General features: G+C 74.7%; 20 protein-coding genes. 16 read left to right on the top strand and 4 right to left on the bottom strand.

The window, feature by feature from the left end:
• Positions 1-8: 8 nt before the first annotated feature.
• The 4 genes from egtC (at position 9) to O7613_RS11030 (ending at position 2,855) form a co-directional block, all read left to right on the top strand.
• Positions 9-791 carry an ergothioneine biosynthesis protein EgtC gene (gene egtC, locus O7613_RS11045; protein WP_282293658.1) on the top strand — a complete coding sequence of 261 codons (783 nt, stop codon included), beginning with the start codon at positions 9-11 and terminating at the stop codon, positions 789-791.
• A complete protein-coding gene (egtD, locus tag O7613_RS11040) occupies positions 791-1,756 on the top strand; it encodes an L-histidine N(alpha)-methyltransferase (protein ID WP_281589043.1) in 966 nt (321 codons plus the stop codon). The genes egtC and egtD overlap by 1 nt, the downstream gene beginning before the upstream one ends.
• Positions 1,757-1,983: 227 nt before the next feature.
• Positions 1,984-2,571 (top strand): TMEM165/GDT1 family protein, encoded by a 588-nt coding sequence (locus tag O7613_RS11035; protein WP_281590273.1) that lies wholly within the window; start codon positions 1,984-1,986, stop codon positions 2,569-2,571.
• Positions 2,572-2,654: 83 nt separating this feature from the next.
• Positions 2,655-2,855: a hypothetical protein gene (locus tag O7613_RS11030; protein ID WP_281589044.1), complete on the top strand. Its 201-nt coding sequence runs from the start codon at positions 2,655-2,657 to the stop codon at positions 2,853-2,855.
• A gap of 63 nt (positions 2,856-2,918) precedes the next feature.
• On the opposite strand, the gene nhaA is transcribed toward O7613_RS11030, so the two are convergent.
• Entirely contained in the window at positions 2,919-4,220 is a 1,302-nt protein-coding gene (nhaA, locus tag O7613_RS11025; RefSeq protein WP_282293656.1) for a Na+/H+ antiporter NhaA, read from the bottom strand.
• Positions 4,221-4,375: 155 nt separating this feature from the next.
• Complete coding sequence (locus O7613_RS11020) at positions 4,376-6,229, bottom strand: polysaccharide biosynthesis protein (RefSeq protein WP_282293655.1); 1,854 nt, start codon at positions 6,227-6,229, stop codon at positions 4,376-4,378.
• 186 nt (positions 6,230-6,415) lie between these two features.
• Between O7613_RS11020 and O7613_RS11015 the strand changes: the two genes are divergently transcribed.
• Entirely contained in the window at positions 6,416-7,864 is a 1,449-nt protein-coding gene (locus O7613_RS11015; protein WP_282293653.1) for a polysaccharide biosynthesis tyrosine autokinase, read from the top strand.
• Here O7613_RS11015 and O7613_RS11010 read toward each other — a convergent pair.
• Positions 7,845-8,390: a low molecular weight phosphatase family protein gene (locus tag O7613_RS11010; RefSeq protein WP_282293652.1), complete on the bottom strand. Its 546-nt coding sequence runs from the start codon at positions 8,388-8,390 to the stop codon at positions 7,845-7,847. The genes O7613_RS11015 and O7613_RS11010 overlap by 20 nt on opposite strands.
• A gap of 144 nt (positions 8,391-8,534) precedes the next feature.
• Here O7613_RS11010 and O7613_RS11005 point away from each other — a divergent pair, with 144 nt between their 5' ends.
• From O7613_RS11005 to O7613_RS10970, 8 genes are all read left to right on the top strand, one after another.
• Positions 8,535-9,761 (top strand): glycosyltransferase family 4 protein, encoded by a 1,227-nt coding sequence (locus O7613_RS11005; RefSeq protein ID WP_282293651.1) that lies wholly within the window; start codon positions 8,535-8,537, stop codon positions 9,759-9,761.
• Between the two features lie 134 nt (positions 9,762-9,895).
• Positions 9,896-11,668 carry a DUF4012 domain-containing protein gene (locus O7613_RS11000; protein WP_282293648.1) on the top strand — a complete coding sequence of 591 codons (1,773 nt, stop codon included), beginning with the start codon at positions 9,896-9,898 and terminating at the stop codon, positions 11,666-11,668.
• A gap of 13 nt (positions 11,669-11,681) precedes the next feature.
• A complete protein-coding gene (locus O7613_RS10995) occupies positions 11,682-12,305 on the top strand; it encodes a hypothetical protein (RefSeq protein ID WP_282293646.1) in 624 nt (207 codons plus the stop codon).
• 101 nt (positions 12,306-12,406) lie between these two features.
• Positions 12,407-12,826 carry a protein phosphatase gene (locus O7613_RS10990; RefSeq protein ID WP_281589057.1) on the top strand — a complete coding sequence of 140 codons (420 nt, stop codon included), beginning with the start codon at positions 12,407-12,409 and terminating at the stop codon, positions 12,824-12,826.
• A gap of 103 nt (positions 12,827-12,929) precedes the next feature.
• Positions 12,930-14,225, top strand: coding sequence for a serine hydrolase (locus O7613_RS10985; protein ID WP_282293644.1), 1,296 nt, complete (start codon positions 12,930-12,932; stop codon positions 14,223-14,225).
• A 127-nt stretch (positions 14,226-14,352) separates the two neighbouring features.
• Positions 14,353-15,702, top strand: a complete 1,350-nt coding sequence (locus O7613_RS10980; protein WP_282293641.1) for a glycosyltransferase — start codon at positions 14,353-14,355, stop codon at positions 15,700-15,702.
• On the top strand, positions 15,699-16,421 hold the full coding sequence (locus tag O7613_RS10975) for a polysaccharide deacetylase family protein (RefSeq protein ID WP_282293640.1): 723 nt from the start codon (positions 15,699-15,701) through the stop codon (positions 16,419-16,421). The genes O7613_RS10980 and O7613_RS10975 overlap by 4 nt, the downstream gene beginning before the upstream one ends.
• A gap of 97 nt (positions 16,422-16,518) precedes the next feature.
• Positions 16,519-17,808, top strand: coding sequence for a serine hydrolase (locus O7613_RS10970; protein WP_282293638.1), 1,290 nt, complete (start codon positions 16,519-16,521; stop codon positions 17,806-17,808).
• Between the two features lie 15 nt (positions 17,809-17,823).
• Here O7613_RS10970 and O7613_RS10965 read toward each other — a convergent pair whose 3' ends face one another.
• On the bottom strand, positions 17,824-18,849 hold the full coding sequence (locus O7613_RS10965) for a substrate-binding domain-containing protein (protein WP_281589064.1): 1,026 nt from the start codon (positions 18,847-18,849) through the stop codon (positions 17,824-17,826).
• A 192-nt stretch (positions 18,850-19,041) separates the two neighbouring features.
• Between O7613_RS10965 and O7613_RS10960 the strand changes: the two genes are divergently transcribed.
• From O7613_RS10960 to O7613_RS10950, 3 genes are all read left to right on the top strand, one after another.
• Entirely contained in the window at positions 19,042-20,007 is a 966-nt protein-coding gene (locus O7613_RS10960; RefSeq protein ID WP_281590275.1) for an acetylxylan esterase, read from the top strand.
• A 70-nt stretch (positions 20,008-20,077) separates the two neighbouring features.
• Positions 20,078-20,884 carry a M15 family metallopeptidase gene (locus O7613_RS10955; RefSeq protein WP_282293635.1) on the top strand — a complete coding sequence of 269 codons (807 nt, stop codon included), beginning with the start codon at positions 20,078-20,080 and terminating at the stop codon, positions 20,882-20,884.
• Between the two features lie 101 nt (positions 20,885-20,985).
• Complete coding sequence (locus tag O7613_RS10950) at positions 20,986-21,492, top strand: DinB family protein (protein WP_282293634.1); 507 nt, start codon at positions 20,986-20,988, stop codon at positions 21,490-21,492.
• The last annotated feature ends 82 nt before the right edge of the window (positions 21,493-21,574 follow it).

Genomic DNA, 21,574 nt, shown 5'->3' with positions numbered 1-21,574 from the left:
GCGCCCCGATGTGTCGTCACCTCGCGTACCTCGGCCCGCCGGTCACCCTGCGGAGCCTGCTGCACGACCCGCCGTACGGGCTGCTGCGGCAGTCGTGGGCGCCGCGCGACATGCGTGGCGGCGGCACCATCAACGCCGACGGATTCGGCGTCGGCTGGTATCCGGACGGCGCCGACCCGGTCCGCTACCGGCGGGCCCAGCCGATGTGGAGCGACACCACGTTGCCGGAGTTGGCCGCGGTCACGTCCGCCGGGGCGGTGCTGGCCGCCGTCCGCTCGGCGACGGTCGGCATGCCGCTGCACGAGACCGCCGCCGCGCCGTTTGCGGAGGGGCGCTGGTTGTTCAGCCACAACGGCGTGGTCCGGGGCTGGCCGGACAGCCTCGTCCCGCTCGCCGCCGACCTGCCCGTACGCGACCTGCTCACCCTGGACGTGCCGACCGACGCGGCGTTGGTCTGGGCGTTGGTGCGGCACCGGCTGCGGGCCGGCGCGGGGCTCGGCGAGGCGGTGGCCGACACGGTCACGGCGGTGGCCGCGGCGGCGCCCGGCTCGCGGCTGAACCTGCTGCTCACCGACGGGGCCACGGTGGCGGCCAGCGTAGCCGGGCACGGGCTGTCGGTGCGGCGCGGCCCGGGTTCGGTGCTGCTGGCCTCCGAACCGTTCGACGACGACCCCGGTTGGCGGGCGGTGCCCGACGGGCGTCTGGTGCTGGCCACCGCGACCGGGCTGGACATCCGGGAGTTGACCGCCGCCGAGCCATCCGTATCGACCGGGAGCAGAGAGGACGCCTGATGAACGCGGAGCCGTTGGAGATCCACCTGGAGGAGCAGGACCTCGACCGTGCGTTGCGGGAGGACGTACGGGTCGGGCTGACCGCGGCGCCGAAGTGGCTGCCGCCGAAGTGGTTCTACGACGCCCGGGGCAGCGAGCTGTTCGAGGAGATCACCCGCCTGCCGGAATATTATCCGACCCGGGCCGAGCGGGCGGTGCTGGCGGCGCACGCCGACGACGTCGCGGCGATGACCGGTGCGAAGACGTTGATCGAGCTGGGGTCGGGCTCCTCGGACAAGACCCGGCTGCTGCTGGACGCGTTCACCCGCCACGGCGACCTGGGCACGTTCGTGCCGCTCGACGTCTCGGTCAGCGCGTTGCGCTCCTCCACCGAGCGGATCGCCGTCGCGTACCCGGGGCTGCGGGTGCGGGGGATCGTGGGTGACTTCACCCGGCACCTGGACCGGCTGCCCACCGGCGGCCGGCGCCTGGTGGCGTTCCTCGGCGGCACCATCGGCAACCTGCTGCCGGGGGAGCGGGCCGGGTTCCTGGCCGCGACGCGCGCGGCGCTGGAGCCCGGTGACTGGCTGCTGATCGGCACGGACCTGGTGAAGGACCCGGGCGTGATCGTGCCCGCCTACGACGACGCGGCCGGGGTGACCGCCGAGTTCAACCGCAACGTGCTGCGGGTGATCAACCGGGAGTTGGGCGCGGATTTCGACCTGTCGGCGTTCCGCCACGTGGCGGTCTGGGACCCGGCACGGGAGTGGATCGAGATGCGGCTGCGCGCCGAGCGCCCGACCCGGGCCCGGGTGCTCGACCTCGACGTCGCGTTCGCCGCGGGTGAGGAGCTGCGCACCGAGGTGTCGGCCAAGTTCCGGCCGGCGGGGATCGCGGCGGAGCTGGCCGGGGCGGGCTTCGCGCGGCAGGCGTTCTGGACCGACCCGGCCGGGCTGTTCGGGGTGAGCCTGGCCCGAGCCGAGTGACCGCGGCCGTGGTTCCGGCCACACCGGGCGACCGCGGGCGACGGTGATCGGCTAGGCTGGCCGGCGCGAAGGGGAGTAGCCCCCAATGTCGTGGTCGACACACTGGTGCGTTCCGCACCCGGCCACGCGGCCCCGGTCACCGGGGCGGGCGAGACCTTCGACCAGGCTGTCGCAGCCGGGTCGAGGGCACCCCTGTCTCTCCTCCCGGCTTGATCGGGAAGGTTCACATGGAGGGTTTCCTCGTCGCGCTGGTGGTCAGCTTCGGCGTCATCTTCGTCGCCGAGCTGGGGGACAAGTCCCAGCTCATGGCCCTGACGTTCGCCACGCGCTTTCGCCCGGTGCCGGTGCTCATCGGCATCACCGTCGCCACCGCCGTCGTCCACCTGGCCTCGGTGGCCATCGGGGTCGGCCTCAACGCGGCCCTGCCCACGGGCTGGATCTCGCTCATCGCCGGCCTGGCGTTCCTCGGCTTCGGCGCCTGGACGCTCCGCGGCGACAAGCTGACCGAGGAGGAGAAGCGCAAGGCCGAACGCAGCACCAGGTCGGCGATCGTCGCGGTCGGTGTCGCGTTCTTCCTGGCCGAGTTGGGCGACAAGACCATGCTCGCGACCATCACGCTCGCCACCAAGTACGGCTGGTTCGGCACCTGGCTCGGCTCGACGCTCGGCATGGTCGCGGCGGACGCGCTGGCGATCCTGGTCGGCCGGATGCTCGGCCGGCACCTGCCGGAGCGGGCCATCCGCTACGGCGCGGCCGTGCTCTTCGCCATCTGCGGTCTCTGGCTGATCTTCGAGGCGATCCGGGAGTTGAGCTGATTCCGGCTCGGATGATCGGGAACGACCTCGGTGGGTAAGTACCCGTGGTGATGTGAAGATCGGACGACCGGGAGGTTCCGCGCATGAGCAGGCATGACGAGCCCAACGAGTACGGCTTCGCCGGGGGCGCCACGGCGCCGGAGCCGCCGGCCGGCGGTCGTGCGGACGAGCAGGACCGCGCCGAGCAGGTCGCGGTGCCGGGGGACGACCTGACCGAGCCGGTCACCGACGCGTTGGAGGAGACCGAGGACGGCGACGGGGCCCGTCGCGCCGGGCGGCGCTGAACCGCCCGTGACGCCGGCCGTCGTGCCCCGAAGCCCGGGGGACGGCGGCCGGCGTCGCGCAGGTCAGGCCGGCCGCTCCTGGTAGACGTCCGGGATGCCGTCGCCGTCGGCGTCCCGGCTCTCCCGCTCACTGATCCGCCGGTAGACCCGGTTGCGGCGGATCAGCACCGCCGCGGCCAGGACGGCGGAGATCAGCGAGCCGAGCAGCACCGCCACCTTGACGCCGTCCTCCTCCGGGCTGCCCGCGCCGAACGCCAGCTCGCCGATGAGCAACGACACCGTGAAGCCGATGCCGGCCAGCAGCGCCAAGCCGAGCAGGTCCGTCCAGGTGATCTCGTCGTCCAGCTCGGCCCGGGTGAACCGGGCGAGCAGGTACGCCGACCCGAACACGCCGACGACCTTGCCCAGCACGAGCCCGGCGGTCACGGCGAGCACCACCGGGCTGGTGAGGACGTCGCCCAGGTCCACGCCGACGAGGGTCACGCCGGCGGCGAAGAACGCGAACACCGGTACGGCGAGGCCGGCGGAGATCGGCCGCCAGCGGTGCTCCAGCCGCTCGGCGAGCCCGGGCTCGCCCCGGCGGTTGCGGAGCACCGGCACGGTGAAGCCGAGCAGCACGCCGGCGACCGTGGCGTGCACCCCGGAGGCGTGCACGAGCGCCCAGGCGGTCACCGCGAGCGGGATCAGCGCCCACCACCAGGTGCGCCGCCGCTGCACCAGCAGCGCGAACACGGCGATCGGCAGGAGCGCGCCGAGCAGCGGCAGGGGGTGGAAGTCGGCGGTGTAGAACACCGCGATGACGGTGATGGCGAAGAGGTCGTCGACCACCGCCAGGGTGAGCAGGAAGGCCCGTAGCCCCTGCGGCAGGTGCGAGCTGACGACGGCGAGCACGGCGAGCGCGAAGGCGATGTCGGTGGCGGTGGGGATCGCCCAGCCGCGTAGTCCGGAGCCGCCGGCGCTCGCGGTGACCGCCAGGTAGATCAGCGCCGGTGCCACCATGCCGCCGAGCGCGGCCACCACCGGCAACGCGGCCCGTCGGGGGTCGCGGAGGTCACCGGCGACGAACTCGCGCTTGAGTTCGAGGCCGACCACGAAGAAGAAGATCGCCAGCAGCCCGTCGGCGGCCCAGGTGCCGAGGCTGAGGTCGAGGTGCAGCGGCGCGCCGCCGGGCCAGGGCACCAGGCGGCCCAGTTCCGCGTACGCCGAGCGCCACGGCGAGTTGGCCCAGATCAGGCCGAGGACCGCGCCGAGCAGCAGCAACCCGCCGCCGACCGTCTCGGTGCGCAGCACGTCGGCCAGGAAGCGGGCCTCCGGCCAGGAGCGGCGGGACAGCAGGCGGATCGGGGGCGGGGTGTGCTCGGGCATGCGGCATCCGTTCGGGAGCAGGGGTCGACGACGTGGACGCCGACCAGGCTTCCCGGCACACCGAGATCAACCGTACCGGCTGCTCCCGGCGGCGGCGAGCGGAGCCGGTGGGACGCACCTCTCATCATCCGGGCGCGGCGGCACCGGCCGGCGGCTCACCGTTGCCCGGGCAACGCCGGCAGGGACGCGCCGCTTTCGCAGAACACCGCCAACCGCTTGATCAGCTCGTCCGGGTCGGCGTACGGGTCCAGCCCGCGTACCTCCTCCGGGTCGAGCGGGGGCACCGGGACGTGGGAGATCAGCGGGTGCAGCGGGCGGGTGTCCGACTCGTCGGCGCCGAAGAGGTGCTCGTGCAGCTTCTCGCCCGGCCGCAGCCCGGTGTAGACGATGTCCACCGGGTGGTCGGCCTCGGCGGCGAGCCGTCGTGCCACGTCGGCGATCCGGATCGGCTCACCCATGTCGAGCACCAGCGCCTCGCCGCCGCGACCGATCGTTGCGGCCTGGAGGACCAGGTGCACGGCCTCCTGCACGGTCATGAAGTAGCGGGTCACGTCCGGGTGGGTGACGGTGATCGGGACGCCGGCGCGGATCTGCGCCTGGAACGCGGTGAGCACCGAGCCGCGGCTGCTGAGCACGTTGCCGAACCGCACGCTGAGGTAGGTGCCGCCCAGCCGCTGCGCCTGGTGGGCGGTGAGCCGTTCGGTGATCCGCTTGGTGTAGCCGAGCACGCTCGTCGGGTTGGCCGCCTTGTCGGTGGAGATGTTGACGAACTCGGCGACGTCCCGGCATGCCTCCAGCACGTTGAGGGTGCCCCGGATGTTGGTCTGGACGGCCTCGCCGGGGTGCCGCTGGAGCATGGTCAGGTGCTTCAGCGCCGCCGCGTGGAACACCACGTCGGGCTGCCGGTCGGCGATCACCCGGGCGATGCCCTCGGCGTCGCGGATGTCGGCCAGGATCAGTTCGGGGCCGTCCAGCAGCGCCCGGCCGTGCAGCGACATCTGGAGCGCGTGCAGCGCCGACTCGTCCCGGTCGAGCATCATCAGCTCGTCCGGCTCGCACCTGGCGATCTGCCGGCACAGCTCCGAGCCGATCGAGCCGCCCGCGCCGGTGACAAGCACCCGCCGTCCGGCCAGCCCGCCGCGTTCGACGGTCAGCTCGGCCACCCGGTGGGCGCGGCCGAGCAGGTCGGTGAGCTGGAGGTCGCGTACGTCGGTGGCGGCGACCGGACGGGCGAGCAGCTCGCGCACCGGGGGCAGCACCTTGAACGCGGCCCCGGCCTCCAGCGTGCCGGCCCGCACGTCGCGCAGGAGCCGCGGGTCCGAGCCGCTCATCGAGAAGATGACGGTACGGGCGCCGGTGGCGCGGATCACGGCACCGAGCTGCTCCCGCCCGCCCAGCACCCGGAGCCCTTCCAGCCGGAGGCCGCGGCTGTCCGGGGCGTCGTCGAGTAGGCCCACCGGCCGGTAGTTGCTGTCCGGGTCGTGCAGCAGCACCCGGACCAGGCGTTCGCTTGCCGCGTCGACGCCGTAGACCAGGCACCGTTCGGCGTGCCGCGGGGTCGGGTGGCGCCGGTCGGCGTGCGCCCGCCACAGTCCTCGGCCGGCCGCCATCAGGACGAGCGCGACGGCGCCGCCGACAAGCGGCGTGGTCGCCGGGACCGGCCGCTGCGCCCAGGGCAGCACGGCGGCGAGCGTGACCACGGCGGCGATCCCGACGGTGGCGGCCAGTCCGCGGGCGTCGCCGGCGCTGCCGATCGGGTAGCGGCCGTACAGGCGGGACCGCAGGAAGGCGAGGAGCGCGTAGAGCGCGGCGCAGGCGAGCGCCACGCCGAGGGTGCGGGCGCTGCGGGCGCCGGTCAGCTCGAACTCGTACCGGGTCCAGGCGGCGCCGAGAAATCCTCCGCACCACGCAGCCGTATCGAGCGTTAACAGGGAGAGGTTGGCGGCGCGGTGGGTGGTTCGGCTGTGGGGTCGCACGGCGTCCTCGGCGGCGGTGGCTTCACGATCCATGGGTTGCCCTCTGCAGTCCATCCATATTAAGCGGATTTGCGTCATCCGTGCATGTCTGGTCGTTTATATTCATCCGGTCACCTGACGTGGTGAATGGGTGATTCGATCCTGGCATGGCTACTGGGGCTTTTAGGGGGCTTTCGTGCAGTTTCATCGGCAGACCGGCGTGTCGCGAGGGGGAGCCTGATGGATGTCTTCGGCTATCTGCGCCTGGTCCGACGCCACTGGTGGATCGTGCTCGTCACGGTGATGCTGACCGTGGGTGCCGCCGCCCTGGTGACGGTCCGCACCACGCCTCGTTACCAGGCCTCGGTGACCTTCTTCGTCAACACGCCGAGCCAGGGCGTCACCGCCGCCTACCAGGGCAGCCTCTTCCTCCAGCAGCGGGTGAAGTCCTACGCCGACCTGCTCACCAGTGACCGGCTGGCGCAGAGCGTGGTCGCCGACGCCCCGCTCGGGCTCACCGCTGACCAGGTGCGCGGCCGGATCGCCACTTCCACCAAGCCGGACACGGTGCTGCTCACCGCCACCGTCACCGACACCGACCAGAACCGGGCGCTCAAGACCGCCGAGGCGCTCTCGGCCAAGTTCACCGACCTGGTCAAGAAGGTGGAGACCCCGGGGGACAACGAGCCGTCACCGATCAAGATCGAGGTGGTGAGCGGTCCGCGGGTGACGTCCAGCCCGGTCTCGCCCCAGCCCGTGCGCAACCTGGTCCTGGGCGGGCTGCTCGGCCTGCTGGCGGGCGCCGCCCTGGCGGTGCTGCGCGGCCTGGCCGACGTCCGGATGCGGGACGCCGCCGCGCTCCAGCGGGTGACCGGCAGCCCGCTGCTGGGTGAGATCCCGTACGAGACGTCCGCGCGGTCGGCGCCGCTCATCGTCGGCGACGCGGCCACCTCGGCCCGCGCGGAGGCGGTCCGCAAGCTGCGGACCAACCTGCGTTTCGTGGACGTGCACGAGCCGGCCCGAGTCATCGCGGTCACCAGCGCGCTCCAGGGCGAGGGGAAGACCACCATGGCCTGCAACACGGCCATCGCCCTGGCCGAGGCGGGCTGGCGGGTCCTGCTCATCGACGCCGACCTGCGCCGCCCCAAGGCCGCCGACTATCTCGGGCTCGACGGCGGGGTCGGCCTCACCGACGTGCTCGTCGGCGACGTCCAGGTCGCCGACGTGGTGCAGCGGTGGGGCGAGAAGTCCCTGCTGGTGCTGCCCAGCGGCGCGACCCCGCCGAACCCCAGCGAACTGCTCGGGTCCAAGGCGATGGCGGACCTGCTGGTGGCGCTGCGCGAGTCCGCGGACATCGTGATCATCGACACCGCGCCGCTGTTGGCGGTCACCGACGGCGTGGTGGTGGCGGTGCAGGCCGACGGCGCGCTCCTCGTCACCCAGCAGGGGCGGACCTCGCGCAGCCAGGTGGCCTCGGCGGCCCGGGCGCTCAGCTCGGTGTCGGTGCGCCTGCTCGGCTGTGTGCTCAACATGTCCAAGGTGGGCAAGGCGGACGCCTACCAGTACGAGACGTACAAGGTGGTCGTGCCCGCGCCGCCGGTGCCGACCGACCGGGCCGGGGCGACCCGGCGGGATGCGCAGGAGCCCAGGGGCGACCGGACGCAGGAACTCACCCGGCTGTCGCGATGAGCGCGAGCACGGGCCGGATCGACCGTTCGATCTCCTCGGCGCAGCGCCTGAAGTCGGCCGGCGACCCTCCGATCGGGTCCCGCAGGTCGTCCGCGCCGGGGGCGGCAGGTTGCAGCCGCCCCCGGGCGCGGACGGCCGCGGCCACGGCCGCCCGCAGCGGGGTGTCCCCGTCCGCGCGGGCGGGCGCCGCCGCGGCGGCGAGCCGGGCGAACTGGCGCAGCGTGAACGTGCGGCCCAGCGCGGCCGGCGCCAGCGCGGTGCAGGCCGAACGCTGCCGCCGGGTCGCGGTCAGCACCAGCGCGGCACCGGTCAGGTGCTCCGGACGTAACCGGCGGGTGCGGAAACCGGTGACGTCCGCGCCGGTCACCTCGACGGCGTACGGGTGCATGCCGCCGCCGTCGACCGCGTCGGTGCCGGCGCTGGCGGCCACCACCGGGAGGTCGGCGAGCAACCGGCGGGCGATGAACTCGGCCATCGGCGACCGGCACATGTTGGCCTGGCACACGAAGAGCAACCCGTCGCGCATTCGTACCCCTCTGGTCGGCGCGGCGGCCGGCAACGGCGCCGCGACGGCGGACGGCCGGCGGTCGCAGCCGGTCGGAGAGGGGATGCCGGCATCGTACGCGGCGCGGACGCCGACGGCCCGGCGGGCCGCGCCGGGGGCGTGAGCATGAGAATCGGTATCCTGTCCTACCACTTCCCGCCGGAACCGGCGTTCATCCCGGGCAGTCTCGCCGAGGAACTGGCCGCCCGTGGTCACGAGGTGCGGGTGCTGACCGGCTTTCCGGACTATCCCGGAGGCCAGGTCTACCCGGGCTGGCGGCAGCGGTGGCAGCACCAGACGCACAGCGAGCGGCTGAGCGTCCGCCGGGTGCCCCGGTACGCCGGTGGCGACGCCTCACCCGGGGCGCGTGCGGCCGGCTGGCTCTCCTTCGCCGGCAGCGCGGCGCTCGCCGGCCGGCGCTACCTGCGAGACCTCGACGCGCTGTACGTCTTCCAGCTCCCCGCGGTGACCTTCGCCGCGGCCGGACTGCTCCGGCTGCTGGGCCGGGTGCCGACGGTGCTGCACGTGCAGGACGTGTGGACGGAGGAGGACCCGGCCCGGCCCGGCGGACCGGGCGGGTGGACGCGGCGGTTGGACGCCGGTCTGTGCCGGCTGTACCGGGAGGCGGGCGTGGTCGCGGTCAGCGCGCCGTCGATGCGGGACCTGGTGCTCGCCGGCGGGGCCCGGCCGGACCGGGTGCGCACGGTGCTCAACTGGACCGACGAGCGCCTGTTCCGCCCCGCCGAACCCGGCCCGGTGGCCCGGCGGCTGGTCCGCCGGGACGGCAGGTGCGTGGTGATGCACGCCGGCACCATCGGCGTACGGCAGGGCCTGGAGACCGCCGTGCGCGCGGCGGCGGCGCTCGGTGACCGGACGGACCTGGTCCTGGTCGGCTCGGGCAGCGAGGAAGGGCGGGTGCGGGGGCTCGCCACCGAACTCGGCGCCGACAACGTCCGGTTCGTCGAGCGGCGCTCGGCGGCGGACATGCCGCAGCTGTACGCGGCTGCGGACTACCAGTTGGTCATGCAGCGCGACCTGCCGGAGTTGCGTGGCACCGTGCCGGGCAAGTTGCAGGCCGCGCTCTCCTGCGCCGCCCCGGTGGTCGTCTCGGCCGGCGGCGACACGGCGGAGCTGGTGGAGCGGGCCCGCGCCGGGTTGTCCTGCCCGCCCGGGGACTGGACCGCGCTCGCCGACCGGTTCTGGCTGGCCGCCGCGATCCCGCCGGCCGCCCGGGCTGACATGGGCCGCCGGGGCCGGGATGCCTACCTGCGACAGATGTCGCTGCGGGCCGGCGTCGAGCGGATCGAGGGCCTCCTGCGCGAGGTCGCCGTCCGACCGGGACGGAACGAATAAAACTCGCGGAAACCGTCTAGTTGACTCATCACCTAAAAACCGACAAACGCCCTCTTTTTCCTGCTACAAAGCAGTCAAACGTGCTCAACGCCCGATTCGCGTGTGGGGAGAGTGGTGTGACGCAATCCGGTGTCTTGCCTCGCCGACGAGGGCGGGGACGCGCCCGGCGACGCCGTCGGGCGCGGGTCCGCCGGGCCCTGCTCGTCGGGCTCGTCGTCGCCTCGGTGCTGCTGAGCGCGGGCGGCTGGGTCACGTTCCGGGGCTGGCAGGCCCGCGCTCACCTGGTGAACGCGGCCGGGCTGGCCAAGGACCTCAGTGCCCAGGTGCGGGTCGGCGACGTGGCGCGGGCGCAGCGGACCCTGTCCGCGTTGCAGGAGCAGGCCACCGCGGCCCGCGGGGCGACCGGCGGCGTGCTCTGGGGGCTCGGCCAGCGGACCCCGTACGCCGGGGACGACCTGACCGCGGTGCGCCAGATCTCGGTGTCGGTGGACGACCTGGCCCGGCTCGCCTTTCCCACGCTGCTCCGGGTCGACCTCACGTCGTTCCTGCCGAAGCGGGGACGACTCGACCTGGCTCGCCTGCGCTCCGTCTCGGCCGAGGTGTCCGCGGCTGACCAGGCGGTCCGACGGACGTCGGACCGCCTGCGGTCGGTGCCGACCGGTGGCCTGGTCGCCCAGGTGCGGGACGCGGTCGCCGCCCTGCGCGAGGAGCTGGACCGGTTGGGGGACCTGACCTCGGCGGCGGACCGCGCCGTGCGGTTGCTGCCGCCGCTGCTGGGCGCCGACGGTCCGCGCAGCTATCTGATCGTGTCGCAGAATCCGGCCGAGCTGCGCGCCACCGGTGGCATGTTCGGCGCGTACGCCGTGCTGCAGGCCGACGACGGCCGCGTCAAGCTGGCCGGGCAGGGCTCCGCGATGGACCTCAAGTCCTTCGATCCGCCGCTCGATGTGTCTCCGGAGATGCGTCGGCTCTGGTCCGACCTGCCGGGAATGTTCCCGGCGGACGTCAACCTCAGCCCGGACTTCCCGACCGCCGCCGCGCTCTACCGCGAGATGGTGCGCCGCCGCACCGGGACCACGGTGGACGGCGTCATGGCGGTGGACCCGGTGATGCTGTCGTACCTGCTCGGCGCCATCGGCCCGGTGTCCGTCCCGGACGGGCCGGAGCTGTCCGGCAACACCGCCGTGCGGACGTTGCTCAGCGACTCGTACCGGGACCTGGACGTACGCGGGCAGGACGACTTCTACGCGCGGGCGACCTCGGGCGTGTTCGACGCGTTGTTCACCAGATCGGTCGACCCAAAAGGGCTTTTATCCGTTATTGACCGCTCCATACGCGAACGTCGGATATTGTTCTGGAGTGTCCGATCCGAGGAGCAGCGCGTACTGGCCGGCAGCCGGCTGGCCGGACAGCTTCCGGAGAAGGACACGGTGCCGACGGTCGGCGTGTTCCTCAACGACGGCAGCGGCGCGAAGCTCGGCTACTACCTCAGGTTCTCGGCCACCCTGACGGTCGGCGAATGCCAGCCGGACGGACGCCGCGAACAGCGGTTGCGGGTCACGGTGCGCTCCACCGCCCCGCGGTCGGGCCTGACCACGTCGGTCACGGGCCTCGCCCTGTCCGGCGACAAGTACACCGCCCGGACCTTCGTCTCGGTACACACGCCGAGCGGAGGCGCGATCCTGACCGGCCGGCTGGACGGCAAGGACATCGCGATGGGCAGCGGAACCGACGGCCGCCGCCAGGTCGCGCTCGCGAACGTGGAGGTGGGGCCGGGGCAGACCCGGACGCTCGACGTCACGCTGCTCACCGGCCAGAACGGCTCGGGCACGGCCGAGCTGGTGCTCACTCCCACCGTCACCCCGTGGACCACCCAGATAGTCAACGCACCTAGATGTGAACAGTAGGAGGGAAACCATCATGCGGCTATCCCGCATCATCATGGCGCTCACGGTGGGCCTGGCCGTCGCGGCTGCGCCGACCGCGGCCGGGGCGGCACAGCCGCAGCCACCGGTCTACCCGCCCGCACAGCCGTCACTGACCCTGGTCGACCCGACCATCTTCCTCGGTGAGACCTTCACCCTGGTCGGCACGGGCTTCGGGCCGAACGAGACGGTGTCGATCGACGTCGCCATCACCGGACTGCCGGCCGCCGCGCCGGCCGAGGGGACCGCGCGACGCAGCGACGGCAGCACGGTGGCGATGGCCGCGGTGGCGTACACGCCGGACCGTGCCGCGCCGCAGCCGGCGCCGACGCACTTCACCGTGCAGGCCGACGCGAACGGCAGCTTCCGCGTCACGTACCGGCCGACCCGCGTCGGTCGCTACACCTTCACCGCCACCGGTCAGACGACGGGCCGGACCGCCAGCACGACCGGCACGGTCCTTCCGGTCCGGCCGACCCACAAGCCGCGTCCGCCGCACCACCTGCCCGTCACGGGCGGCGACATCGGTACGCCGCTGAAGCTCGGTGGCGGCCTGGCCGCGGCCGGCGCGGTGCTGCTGCTGGGCTCGCTGGCCTGGCGTCGCCGCCGCCTCGGCTGACCGAGGCGCCCCGGGGCGAACCCCGGGCGAGCCGTGAGGTGCCCGCCGGACGAAGGTCCGGCGGGCACCCGCGTGTCCGGGGTACGCGCCAGAATGGCGAGGTGGACACGACGACACCGTGGACGGACCCGACCGGTCTGCTCACGCTGCCCGGCGGCGCCACCGTGCGGGGGCGTCGGATCGCCGCACCGGCCTCGCCCGCCGACTTCGCGCTGGTGCTGGCACCCGCACCCGACCCGGCCTGGCCGGCCCGGCGGATCCGCTGGCCCGACTTCTGGGTGCCGCTGGAACGGGCCGACGCCCTCGACGCGCTGCGCGAGGCGTGGCGGCGCGCGTACGCGGGCCAGCGGGTCGAGGCGGCCTGCCGCGGCGGCGTCGGGCGGACCGGCACCGCGCTCGCCGCCCTGGCCGTCCTGGACGGGCTCGACCCCGGCCGGGCGGTGGCGTGGGTGCGCGCCCACTACCATCCGCGTGCGGTGGAGACGCCGTGGCAGCGGTGGTGGCTGCGCGGGGTCCGCTGACGCCGCTCGCCCGGCCACGGCGCGGGGCCGGCGTGTCGGCGCAGCGTCACCGGCCCGGTGAGGCGCGCCGGCCCGGAGGCCGCGCTCGGTAAGGTGCCTCTTCGTGAGAGCTCGGGTCCTGGCCGCCGTCCCCGCCGTCACCCTGCTCGTCGCCGCGGCGCCCGCTCCGGCTGCGCCCGCTCCGGCGGCGAGTGCGGCGCCTGCTCCGGCGGGTGCGGCCCCCGCGGCCACGGCCCCCTGCCCGCGCCTACCCGCCCCGAAGGTGTCCCGACCACCGCGCCCCATCCCGCCGGCGTCGGTGCCGGAGCAGCAGGTCGTGGGCGGTGCGGCACTGGCCGGGCCGGGCCTGGTCACCCCGCCGGGCAGTCCGGCGCCGCCGGCGGTCACCGCCACCAGTTGGCTGGTCGCCGACCTGGACAGCGGCGCCGTGCTCGGTGGATGCGGCCCGCACGCGTACGGCACGCCGGCGAGCACGCAGAAACTGCTGCTGGCCGCCACCATGCTGGGTCGGCTCGACCCGAAGCAGGTGGCCGTCGCCACCCGCGCCGACCTGGACATCGAACCGGGCAGCTCGGCCGTGGGGCTGCTGGTCGGCGGGCGCTACCCGGTCGAGACGCTCTGGTTGGGCCTGCTGCTCCAGTCCGGCAACGACGCGGCGAACATGCTGGCCCGGCTGGGCGCCGGCAGCGCCCGGGCCGGGGTGGCCGAGATGAACGCCGAGGCCCGTCGGCTGGGCGCGTTGCAGACCCGGGCCGTCACCCCCTCCGGGCTGGACGGTCCGGGGCAGTTCACCAGCGCGTACGACCTGGCACTGATCGCCCGGGCCTGTTTCGCCGACCCGACGTTCGGCCGCTACGCGTTGACCGAGCGGACCCAGATCCCGGCCCAGCCGGCGCTGAAGAAGGGCGGGTTCCAGATCCAGAACGAGAACCAGTTGATCTACCGCTATGCGGGGGCGCTCGGCGGCAAGACCGGTTTCACCGAGCTGGCCCGGCACAGCTACGTCGGCGCCGCCCAGCGTGGCGGCCGGCGGCTGGTGGTCACGCTGCTCGGCGCCGAGGCCCGGCCGGTACGCGGCTGGCAGCAGGGCGCGCAGCTGCTCGACTGGGGGTTCGGGCTGCCCCGGGACGCCTCCGTCGGCCGGCTCGTCGCACCGGGCGAGCTGGAGGCCGCGACGCCGGGGCCGGCGGAGAAGGCCGCCCCGGCCGCCGCCACCCCCCACCCCAGGACCGAGCCGTGGCGGGGCCCGGCCGGGACCGCGCTGCGCCGGATGGCCGACGGGGACTGGCAACTCATCGTGCCCGCCGCCGGGCTCCTGGCCCTCGCCGTCGGCGGCGTGGTGGCGGTGCTCGCCGCCCGGCGGGGCCGGTCCCGCCGGCCCGGCCGTCGCCGCGCCTGACCGGCCCTCGGCCCGGCGCACGGTCCGGGCCGTGGCCGCGCCTGACCGGCCCTGGGTCCGGCGCACGGTCCGGTCACCGACCGGGGCCCGCCCGCGTGGACGCCCCCGGGGTGGGTATGCGCCGCGCATGGCGCACCCGGGACGCATCGTGGTGGTCTCCGCGGACATCGGCGCCGGACACGACCGGGCCGCCGACGAGCTGGCGGAGCGGCTGCGCGGCCGGGGCTTCGAGGTGGACCGGCTGAACCTCCTCCACCTCCTGCCCGCCCCGGTGCACCGCGCGGTGCGCGAAACCTACCGGGGGGTGCTGAACAGGTTCCCCTGGGGCTACCACCTGCTCTTCCGGCTCACCAGCCGGTCCCGTACCTCGGTGCGGGCCATCCGATTGCTGACACGCCCGTTCCGGGCCCGGATCCGCCGCCGCATCCCCCCGGACACGAGGGCGGTGGTGACCACCTACCCGTTCGCCAACCAGATCCTCGGGCCGCTGCGGCGTCGCGGGTGGCTCGGCGTCCCGGTCCTCACCTACGTGACCGATCTGGTGGTGCATCCGACCTGGCTCGCACCGGGAGTCGACGTGTACTGCACGGTGCGCCACGCCGAGCTGCGACACGACTGCGGGGGTGACGTCGCGGTGGTCCACCCGTTGGTGTCGAGGGCGTTCGCCGGCGCGGGCGGCCTCGACCGGTGGCAGGCCCGACAGCGCTTCGGCCTGCCGGCGGACGGCGTGTTCGCCCTGATCGTGGCCGGCTCGTGGGGCGCCGGCGAGGTGGCGGCCACGACCGCGGAGGTCGAATCGACCGGGGTCCGGCCGGTGGTGGTCTGCGGACGGAACCGGGCGCTGCGCCGGCGCCTGAGCGGCGCCGGTCGACACGTGCTGGGGTGGGTGGACGACATGCCGTCGCTGATGCGGGCCGTCGACGTGGTGGTGGAGAACGCCGGCGGGCTCACCTGCCAGGAGGCGCTCGCGGCCGGCGTACCGGTGGTTACCTACCGTCCCATTCCCGGGCACGGCCGGGCGAACGCCGCGATCCTGGCCCGCTCCGGCCTCACGCGCTGGGCCAGCACGCCCGAACAGCTCGGACCGGTGCTCGCGGCGGTGGTCGGCGCCGGCCGGCCCGCCCCGACGCGCGGCGGCGCGAGGCCCGAGGATCCGGCGGGGGCGCGCGGCGGCGCGAGGCCCGAGGATCCGGCGGGAGCGCGCGGCGGCGCGAGGCCCGAGGATCCGGCGGGAGCGCGCGGCGGCGCGAGGCCCGAGGATCCGGCGGGAGCGCGCGGCGGCGCGAGGCCCGAGGATCCGGCGGGAGCGCGCGGCGGCGCGACGCCCGAGGATCCGGCGGGGTTGGTCGCCGAGGCCGCCCGGTCGGCCGCCCCCGCCGGACCGGCCGACCGGGGGCGACGGCCGTTGCTCGACCCGGTCGGTGACGCGGTGGCCGTCGTCGCCGCGCTGCTCCAGTCCTCGGGCGGCCTGCGGTGAGGGCCGCCACCCTCGCCCGGGCCGCGGCGGTGGCGCTGCCGGTGGTCCAGGCGGCGCCGGCGGTGACCGCGCTGCCGGCCCTGCGCCGGCGGCTGCTGCCCGGCCTGCACGGCCTCGGATCGCCCGACCGGGTCGCGCTGACCTTCGACGACGGCCCGGACCCGGAGTCGACGCCGTACTTCCTGGACATGCTCGCGGAGCACCGCGTCCGGGCCACGTTCTTCGTGCTCGGCGTGATGCTGCGCCGCCGGCCGGACCTGGGCCGCCGGCTGGTCGCCGCCGGCCACGAGGTGGCCCTGCACGGGTGGGGGCACGACAATCTGCTGCGGCGCGGGCCGATCGGCACCGTCCGTGACCTGACCCGGGCGTACGACCTGGTCGCCGACGTGACCGGCCGGCCGCCGGCGTTCCTGCGCCCGCCGTACGGGGTACTCACCGGCGCGACGCTGGTGGCCGCCCGCCGGCTGCGTCTGCGTCCGGTGCTGTGGAGCTGCTGGGGGCGGGACTGGACCGCTACGGCGACCGCCGACACCGTCTCGCGCCGCGTGCTGGCCGGGCTGCACGGCGGCGGCACGGTCCTGCTGCACGACTCCTCCTGCGCCGCCGCTCCGGGCGCCTGGCGGGCCGCGCTCGCCGCCCTGCCCGGCCTGCTCGCGGAGTGCCGCCGGCGCGGGTGGCGCGTCGGGCCGCTCGCCACCCACCGGCTCGTCGCGCGCTGACCAGGGGAGTGGGGCATCGTACCCCGCGACACCGCGGTCGGGACGCGAATCCCTGAGCCGGCGACCCGTTCGGGTCGGCGTGGCTAGCGTGCGGGTCATGAGGACCTGGGGACCGTCCGTGGCGCTGGCCGCCGTCCTGCTCCTGCCCCTGTCGACGCCGGTGACGCCCGCCGTGGCGGCGCGTTCCGCCGCGCCGGCCCGCCGGCTGCCCGGCGGGGCGCCGCCGTGCCCGAACGTGCCGGCCCCGGCGACCCGCCCGCCGCAGGCCCCGCCGTCGCCCGATCCGGCCGCCCGATCGGTCGGCGGCGCCGCGCTGGACACCGCCGGTCTCGTCGTCCCGCCGGTGGCGACCGCGCCGCCGCCGGTGACCGCGACCTCGTGGCTGGTGGCGGACCTGGACACCGGTGCGGTGCTCGGCGGCTGTGGCCCGCACGAGTACGCGGCCCCGGCCAGCGTGCAGAAGCTGCTGCTGGCCGCCACCATGCTGCCCCGGCTGGACCCGAACCGGGAGGTCACCATGACCGCCGGGGACCTGGCGATCGAGCCGGGCAGCTCCGCGGTCGGGCTGGCCGAGGGCGGGCACTACCGGATCGAGACGATCTGGCTGGGCCTGCTGCTGAAGTCGGGCAACGAGGCGGCCAACGCGCTGGCCCGGCTCGGCGGCGGCCCGGACGGGCTGGCCGGGGGGATCCGGGCGATGAACGCCGAGGCCCACCGGCTCGGCGCCCGGCAGACGCGCGCGGTCACCCCGTCCGGCCTGGACGGTCCCGGGCAGTTCACAAGCGCGTACGACCTGGCGTTGATCGCCCGCGCGTGCTTCGCCGATCCGGCGTTCCGCCGCTACACCGCCACCCGCACCGCGCAGGTGCCCGCCCAGCCGGCGCTGCGGGAGCGGGCCTTCCAGATCCAGAACGACAACATGCTGCTGGACCACTACCCGGGCGCGATCGGCGGCAAGACCGGCTTCACGGACGTGGCCCGGCACACGTACGTCGGCGCGGCAGAGCGCGGTGGGCGCCGGCTGGTGGTGACGCTGCTCGGCGCGGAGATCCCCACCCAACGCGGGTGGCAGCAGGGCGCGGCGCTGCTGGACTGGGGGTTCGGGCTGCCCCGGGACGCGGCGGTCGGGCGGCTGGTGGAGCCCGGTGAGCTGGACCGGTCCGCGGCGCCCCCGGCCGGGGCGGCGTCGGCCCTGGCCGGGCACGCCGACCTGGGTGGCGGCGCGGCGGCCCCCGCCAAGCGCCCGGGCACGGGCCTGTCGATCGCGGTGGGCGCGGTGCTGGTGGCCGGGGGAGTGGTGCTGTTGGCACGCCGTCGCCGGCACGCCGCGGCGGTGGCGTCGACAGGCACCGTCCTGCGGGGGGCGAAAATTCCGGAAGGTGACTGAAACGCCCGGTCCGGGCTAGCCGCCGGTCGGGCCCGCGGTGCTGTCCCGCACCACCAACTCGGTGGCCAACTCGATCCGAGGCGACTCGATCTCCTCGCCCTGCGCCAGGCGCAACACGGTACGGGCGGCGAGCCGCCCCATCTCCACGAGCGGCTGGCGCACCGTGGTCAGCGGCGGCGAGGCCCACCGGGCCTCCGGCAGGTCGTCGAAGCCGACCACGGAGACGTCGTCCGCGACCCGCAGGCCGCGCCGGCGTACCGCCTCGTAGACCCCGAACGCCATCTGGTCGCTTGCCGCGAAGATGGCGGTGGGCGGGTCGTCGAGGTCGAGCAGCGCGCTGCCGGCCGTGTAGCCGGCGGCGTGGTAGAAGTCGCCGGGGTGGACCAGCCGGTCGTCGGCCGGCACGCCGGCGGCGGCCAGCGCGGCCCGGTAGCCGTCCAGCCGGGCCCGGCTGCACAGCAGGTGCGGCGGGCCGGCGACGAAGCCGATCCGCTGGTGCCCCAGCTTCAGCAGGTGCTCGGTGGCGGACAGGCCGCCGGTCCAGTTGGTGGCGCCGATCGCCGGCACGTCCGTCCCGGCCACCCCGGCGTCCGGGTCGACCACCACCACCGGCACGTTGAGCCGGCGCAGTTGCGCCTGCACCGCCGGACTCAGGTGCGAGGTCACCACGATCACGCCGTCGGAGGCGCGGGCGCGCAGGTTGTGCAGCCACTGCCGGGTCGAGCTGGACTCGCGGTGGACGGCCGAGACGACCACACCGACCCCGGCGGCATGGCCGACGTCCTCCACCCCACGGATGATCTCCACCGCCCAGGGGCTGTCCAGGTCGTTGAAGACGAGGTCGACCAGGTCCGCCCGGCGCACCGTGCGGCTGCCCCGACGCCGGTAGCCGTGGTGCCGCAGCAGCTCCTCGACCCGTTCCCGGGTGTCCGGGGCGACGTCGGACCGCCCGTTGAGGACCCGCGACACGGTAGGCACGGAGACGCCCGCCTCCCGTGCGATCGCGGTGATGGTCACCCTGCGCTCGTCGTCCCCGCTCACCCGTGTTCCCTTCGCCGGCAGCCGGAACCGACCGGAAAGCCGTCCCGCCCCACCGACATCTTGCCGTACGGCGAGGGCTTGACGACAGATCGACCCGGTCCTAGCGTTCGCACAAGTTGCGGAAACCTTCCGGAAATGCGTCGACCGCCCCGCGTCGACGTGCCGCCGCCGACCGACGAGGAACCTCCAGGCGTGTTCACCGACCTGTCCGAGGCGGAACTCCGCCAGCACCGCAGCGACCTGCAAGAACCGCCGGACTTCGACGACTTCTGGGCCGAGACGCTGGCCGAGGCGCGCTCCTGCGGCGACCCGGTGGCGGCGACCCCGCTGTCCACCCCGCTGACCGGGGTGGACGTCTTCGACGTGACGTTCCCCGGGTTCGCCGGCCAGCCGGTCCGGGCCTGGCTACGGGTGCCCCGCGGCGCGTCCGAGCCGCTGCCGACCGTCGTGCAGTACGTGGGCTACGGCGGCGGACGCGGCCACCCGCTGGAGAACCTGCTCTGGTCGGCCGCCGGTTTCGCCCACCTCCAGATGGACACCCGTGGCCAGGGCTCGGGATGGAGCCGCGGCGACACGCCCGACATCGCGGCGGCCGGGCCGCAAGCCCCCGGGATGGCCACCCGGGGCGTGGAGGAACCGCGCCGCTACTACTACCGGCGTTTCCTCACCGACGCCGTCCGGGCCGTCGACGCCGTCCGCGAGCTGCCGGCCGTCGACCCGGCCCGGGTCGCCGTGCTCGGCCACAGCCAGGGTGGCGCCGCCGCGCTCGCCGCCGCCGCGCTGGCGACGCAGGTACGGGCGGCGGTGGTGCACGTGCCGTTCCTCTGCGACATCCCGCGCGCCGTGACGATCACCGACGCGGCCCCGTTCCGGGAGATCCGGGACTACCTGGCGGTGCACCGGGACCGGGAGGAACAGGTCCTGCGCACGCTCTCCTACGTCGACGGCGTCGCCTTCGCCCGGCGCGCCGCCGTGCCGGCCCGATTCTCCGTCGCGTTGATGGACGAGATCGTCCCGCCGTCCACGGTCTACGCCGCCTACCACGACTATCGCGGGGAGAAGGACCTGACGGTGTGGCGGTTCAACGGCCACGAGGCCGGCGGCATCGACGACGACGCCGCCGCGGTCGACTTCCTCCGCGCGACGCTGGAGGTGTAAGGCGGGGGCCCTTGTTAACAGACGTCTGTTAACAAGGGCCCCCGCCTCACCCCGTGGTAGACACGGCAGGGTGCGCGGACGTACGGCAGCGGTCCTGGTCGTGGTGGTCGCGGCCCTCGCCGCCGCCTGCCAGCGGCCGGCGCCGCGACCGGCGCCCACGCCGACCCCGACCGGCCCCCGCGCCCCGGCGGACGTCGTCGACCTGGCCACCGTCGACCCGAGCATCCGCACCGACATCAGGTACGCCACCGCGCACAACTTCGTCGGTCGGCCGATCGACGGCTACCCGGAGCCGCTCTGCCTGCTCACCCGTCGGGCCGCCGAGGCGCTGCACCGGGTGCAGGCCGCCGCGCTCGCCCGGGACCGCAGCCTTAAGGTGTACGACTGCTACCGCCCACAGCGGGCGGTGGACGAGTTCGTCGCCTGGGCGAAGCGCCCCGACGAGCAGCAGATGAAGGCGGAGTTCTATCCCGACCTGCCGAAGGACCGGCTCTTCGCCGACGGCTACCTCGGCGCGCCCACGGCGCACAGCCGGGCCAGCACGCTCGACCTGACGCTCGTCCCGGTGCCCACCCCCGGGCAGCCCGACTACACCCCCGGCCAGCCCCTGCGGCCCTGCACCGCCCCGGCCGGCGACCGTTTCGCCGACGACTCGGTCGACATGGGCACCGGCTTCGACTGCTTCGATCCCCGGGCGCACACCGCCGACGTACGGGTCATCGGCGCCGCCCGCGCGAACCGCGAGCTGCTCCGGGAGTTGATGACCGGGGAGGGGTTCGAGAACTACCCGCGCGAGTGGTGGCACTACCGGTACGTGGACGAGCCGTACCCGGACACCTGGTTCGACTTCCCAGTGGCCCGCTCGTCGTTGCGGTGACGGGGGTAACCTCATGATCCACACCGGTCGGACGGCAGGTGACCGCCACCCCGCGCGGGTGTCGGGCGCCCGGTGACCGACACCCGCGCGGAAGGATGCCTGTGGAGACCGAACGGATCGGCCCGCCGCTGCTGGCCGGCGAGCGGGAGACGCTGCGCGCGTTCCTCGACTTCCACCGGGCCACGCTGGCCCTCAAGTGCGAGGGCCTGACCGACGAGCAGTTGCGCCGGCAGTCCTCGCCGCCGTCGACGCTGTCCCTGCTCGGCCTGGTCCGGCACATGGCGGAGGTGGAACGCACCTGGTTCCGGCGCGTCATCAACGCCGAGGACATCCCGCTGGTCTGGTCCGACACCGGTGACTTCCAGGCCGCGTACGACGCGGCCGACGCCGACCGCGCGGAGGCGTTCGAGGCGTGGCGACGGGAGGTCGAGCACGCCCGGCGGATCGAGCGGGCGGCCGAGTCGCTCGACGTGACCGGCCACCAGGCCCGCTGGGGCGAGGACGTCTCGCTGCGCCTGGTGATGGTGCACATGCTGCACGAGTACGCCCGGCACAACGGCCACGCCGACCTCCTCCGCGAGGCCCTCGACGGCACCGTCGGGGTGTAAGGCGGGGGCCCCGGTTAACGCCTGCGGTAGAGGAGGGGCCCCTTTTTAACATGTCGATCATGGACGCGTGGGACCGAGGTCC

It is taken from the genome of Micromonospora sp. WMMD975 (assembly GCF_029581215.1).
Lineage (GTDB): Bacteria > Actinomycetota > Actinomycetes > Mycobacteriales > Micromonosporaceae > Micromonospora.
The sequence above is the reverse complement of the archived record's forward strand: the minus strand, read 5'-3'. Positions and strand labels throughout refer to the sequence as shown.

Bases quoted from the DNA above. Each gene is read 5' to 3' on its own strand.
- egtC (WP_282293658.1), top strand. From the start codon at position 9: ATGTGTCGTCACCTCGCGTACCTCGGCCCGCCGGTCACCCTGCGGAGC.
- egtD (WP_281589043.1), top strand. From the start codon at position 791: ATGAACGCGGAGCCGTTGGAGATCCACCTGGAGGAGCAGGACCTCGAC.
- O7613_RS11035 (WP_281590273.1), top strand. From the start codon at position 1,984: ATGGAGGGTTTCCTCGTCGCGCTGGTGGTCAGCTTCGGCGTCATCTTC.
- O7613_RS11030 (WP_281589044.1), top strand. From the start codon at position 2,655: ATGAGCAGGCATGACGAGCCCAACGAGTACGGCTTCGCCGGGGGCGCC.
- nhaA (WP_282293656.1), bottom strand. From the start codon at position 4,220: ATGCCCGAGCACACCCCGCCCCCGATCCGCCTGCTGTCCCGCCGCTCC.
- O7613_RS11020 (WP_282293655.1), bottom strand. From the start codon at position 6,229: ATGGATCGTGAAGCCACCGCCGCCGAGGACGCCGTGCGACCCCACAGC.
- O7613_RS11015 (WP_282293653.1), top strand. From the start codon at position 6,416: ATGGATGTCTTCGGCTATCTGCGCCTGGTCCGACGCCACTGGTGGATC.
- O7613_RS11010 (WP_282293652.1), bottom strand. From the start codon at position 8,390: ATGCGCGACGGGTTGCTCTTCGTGTGCCAGGCCAACATGTGCCGGTCG.
- O7613_RS11005 (WP_282293651.1), top strand. From the start codon at position 8,535: ATGAGAATCGGTATCCTGTCCTACCACTTCCCGCCGGAACCGGCGTTC.
- O7613_RS10995 (WP_282293646.1), top strand. From the start codon at position 11,682: ATGCGGCTATCCCGCATCATCATGGCGCTCACGGTGGGCCTGGCCGTC.
- O7613_RS10980 (WP_282293641.1), top strand. From the start codon at position 14,353: ATGGCGCACCCGGGACGCATCGTGGTGGTCTCCGCGGACATCGGCGCC.
- O7613_RS10970 (WP_282293638.1), top strand. From the start codon at position 16,519: ATGAGGACCTGGGGACCGTCCGTGGCGCTGGCCGCCGTCCTGCTCCTG.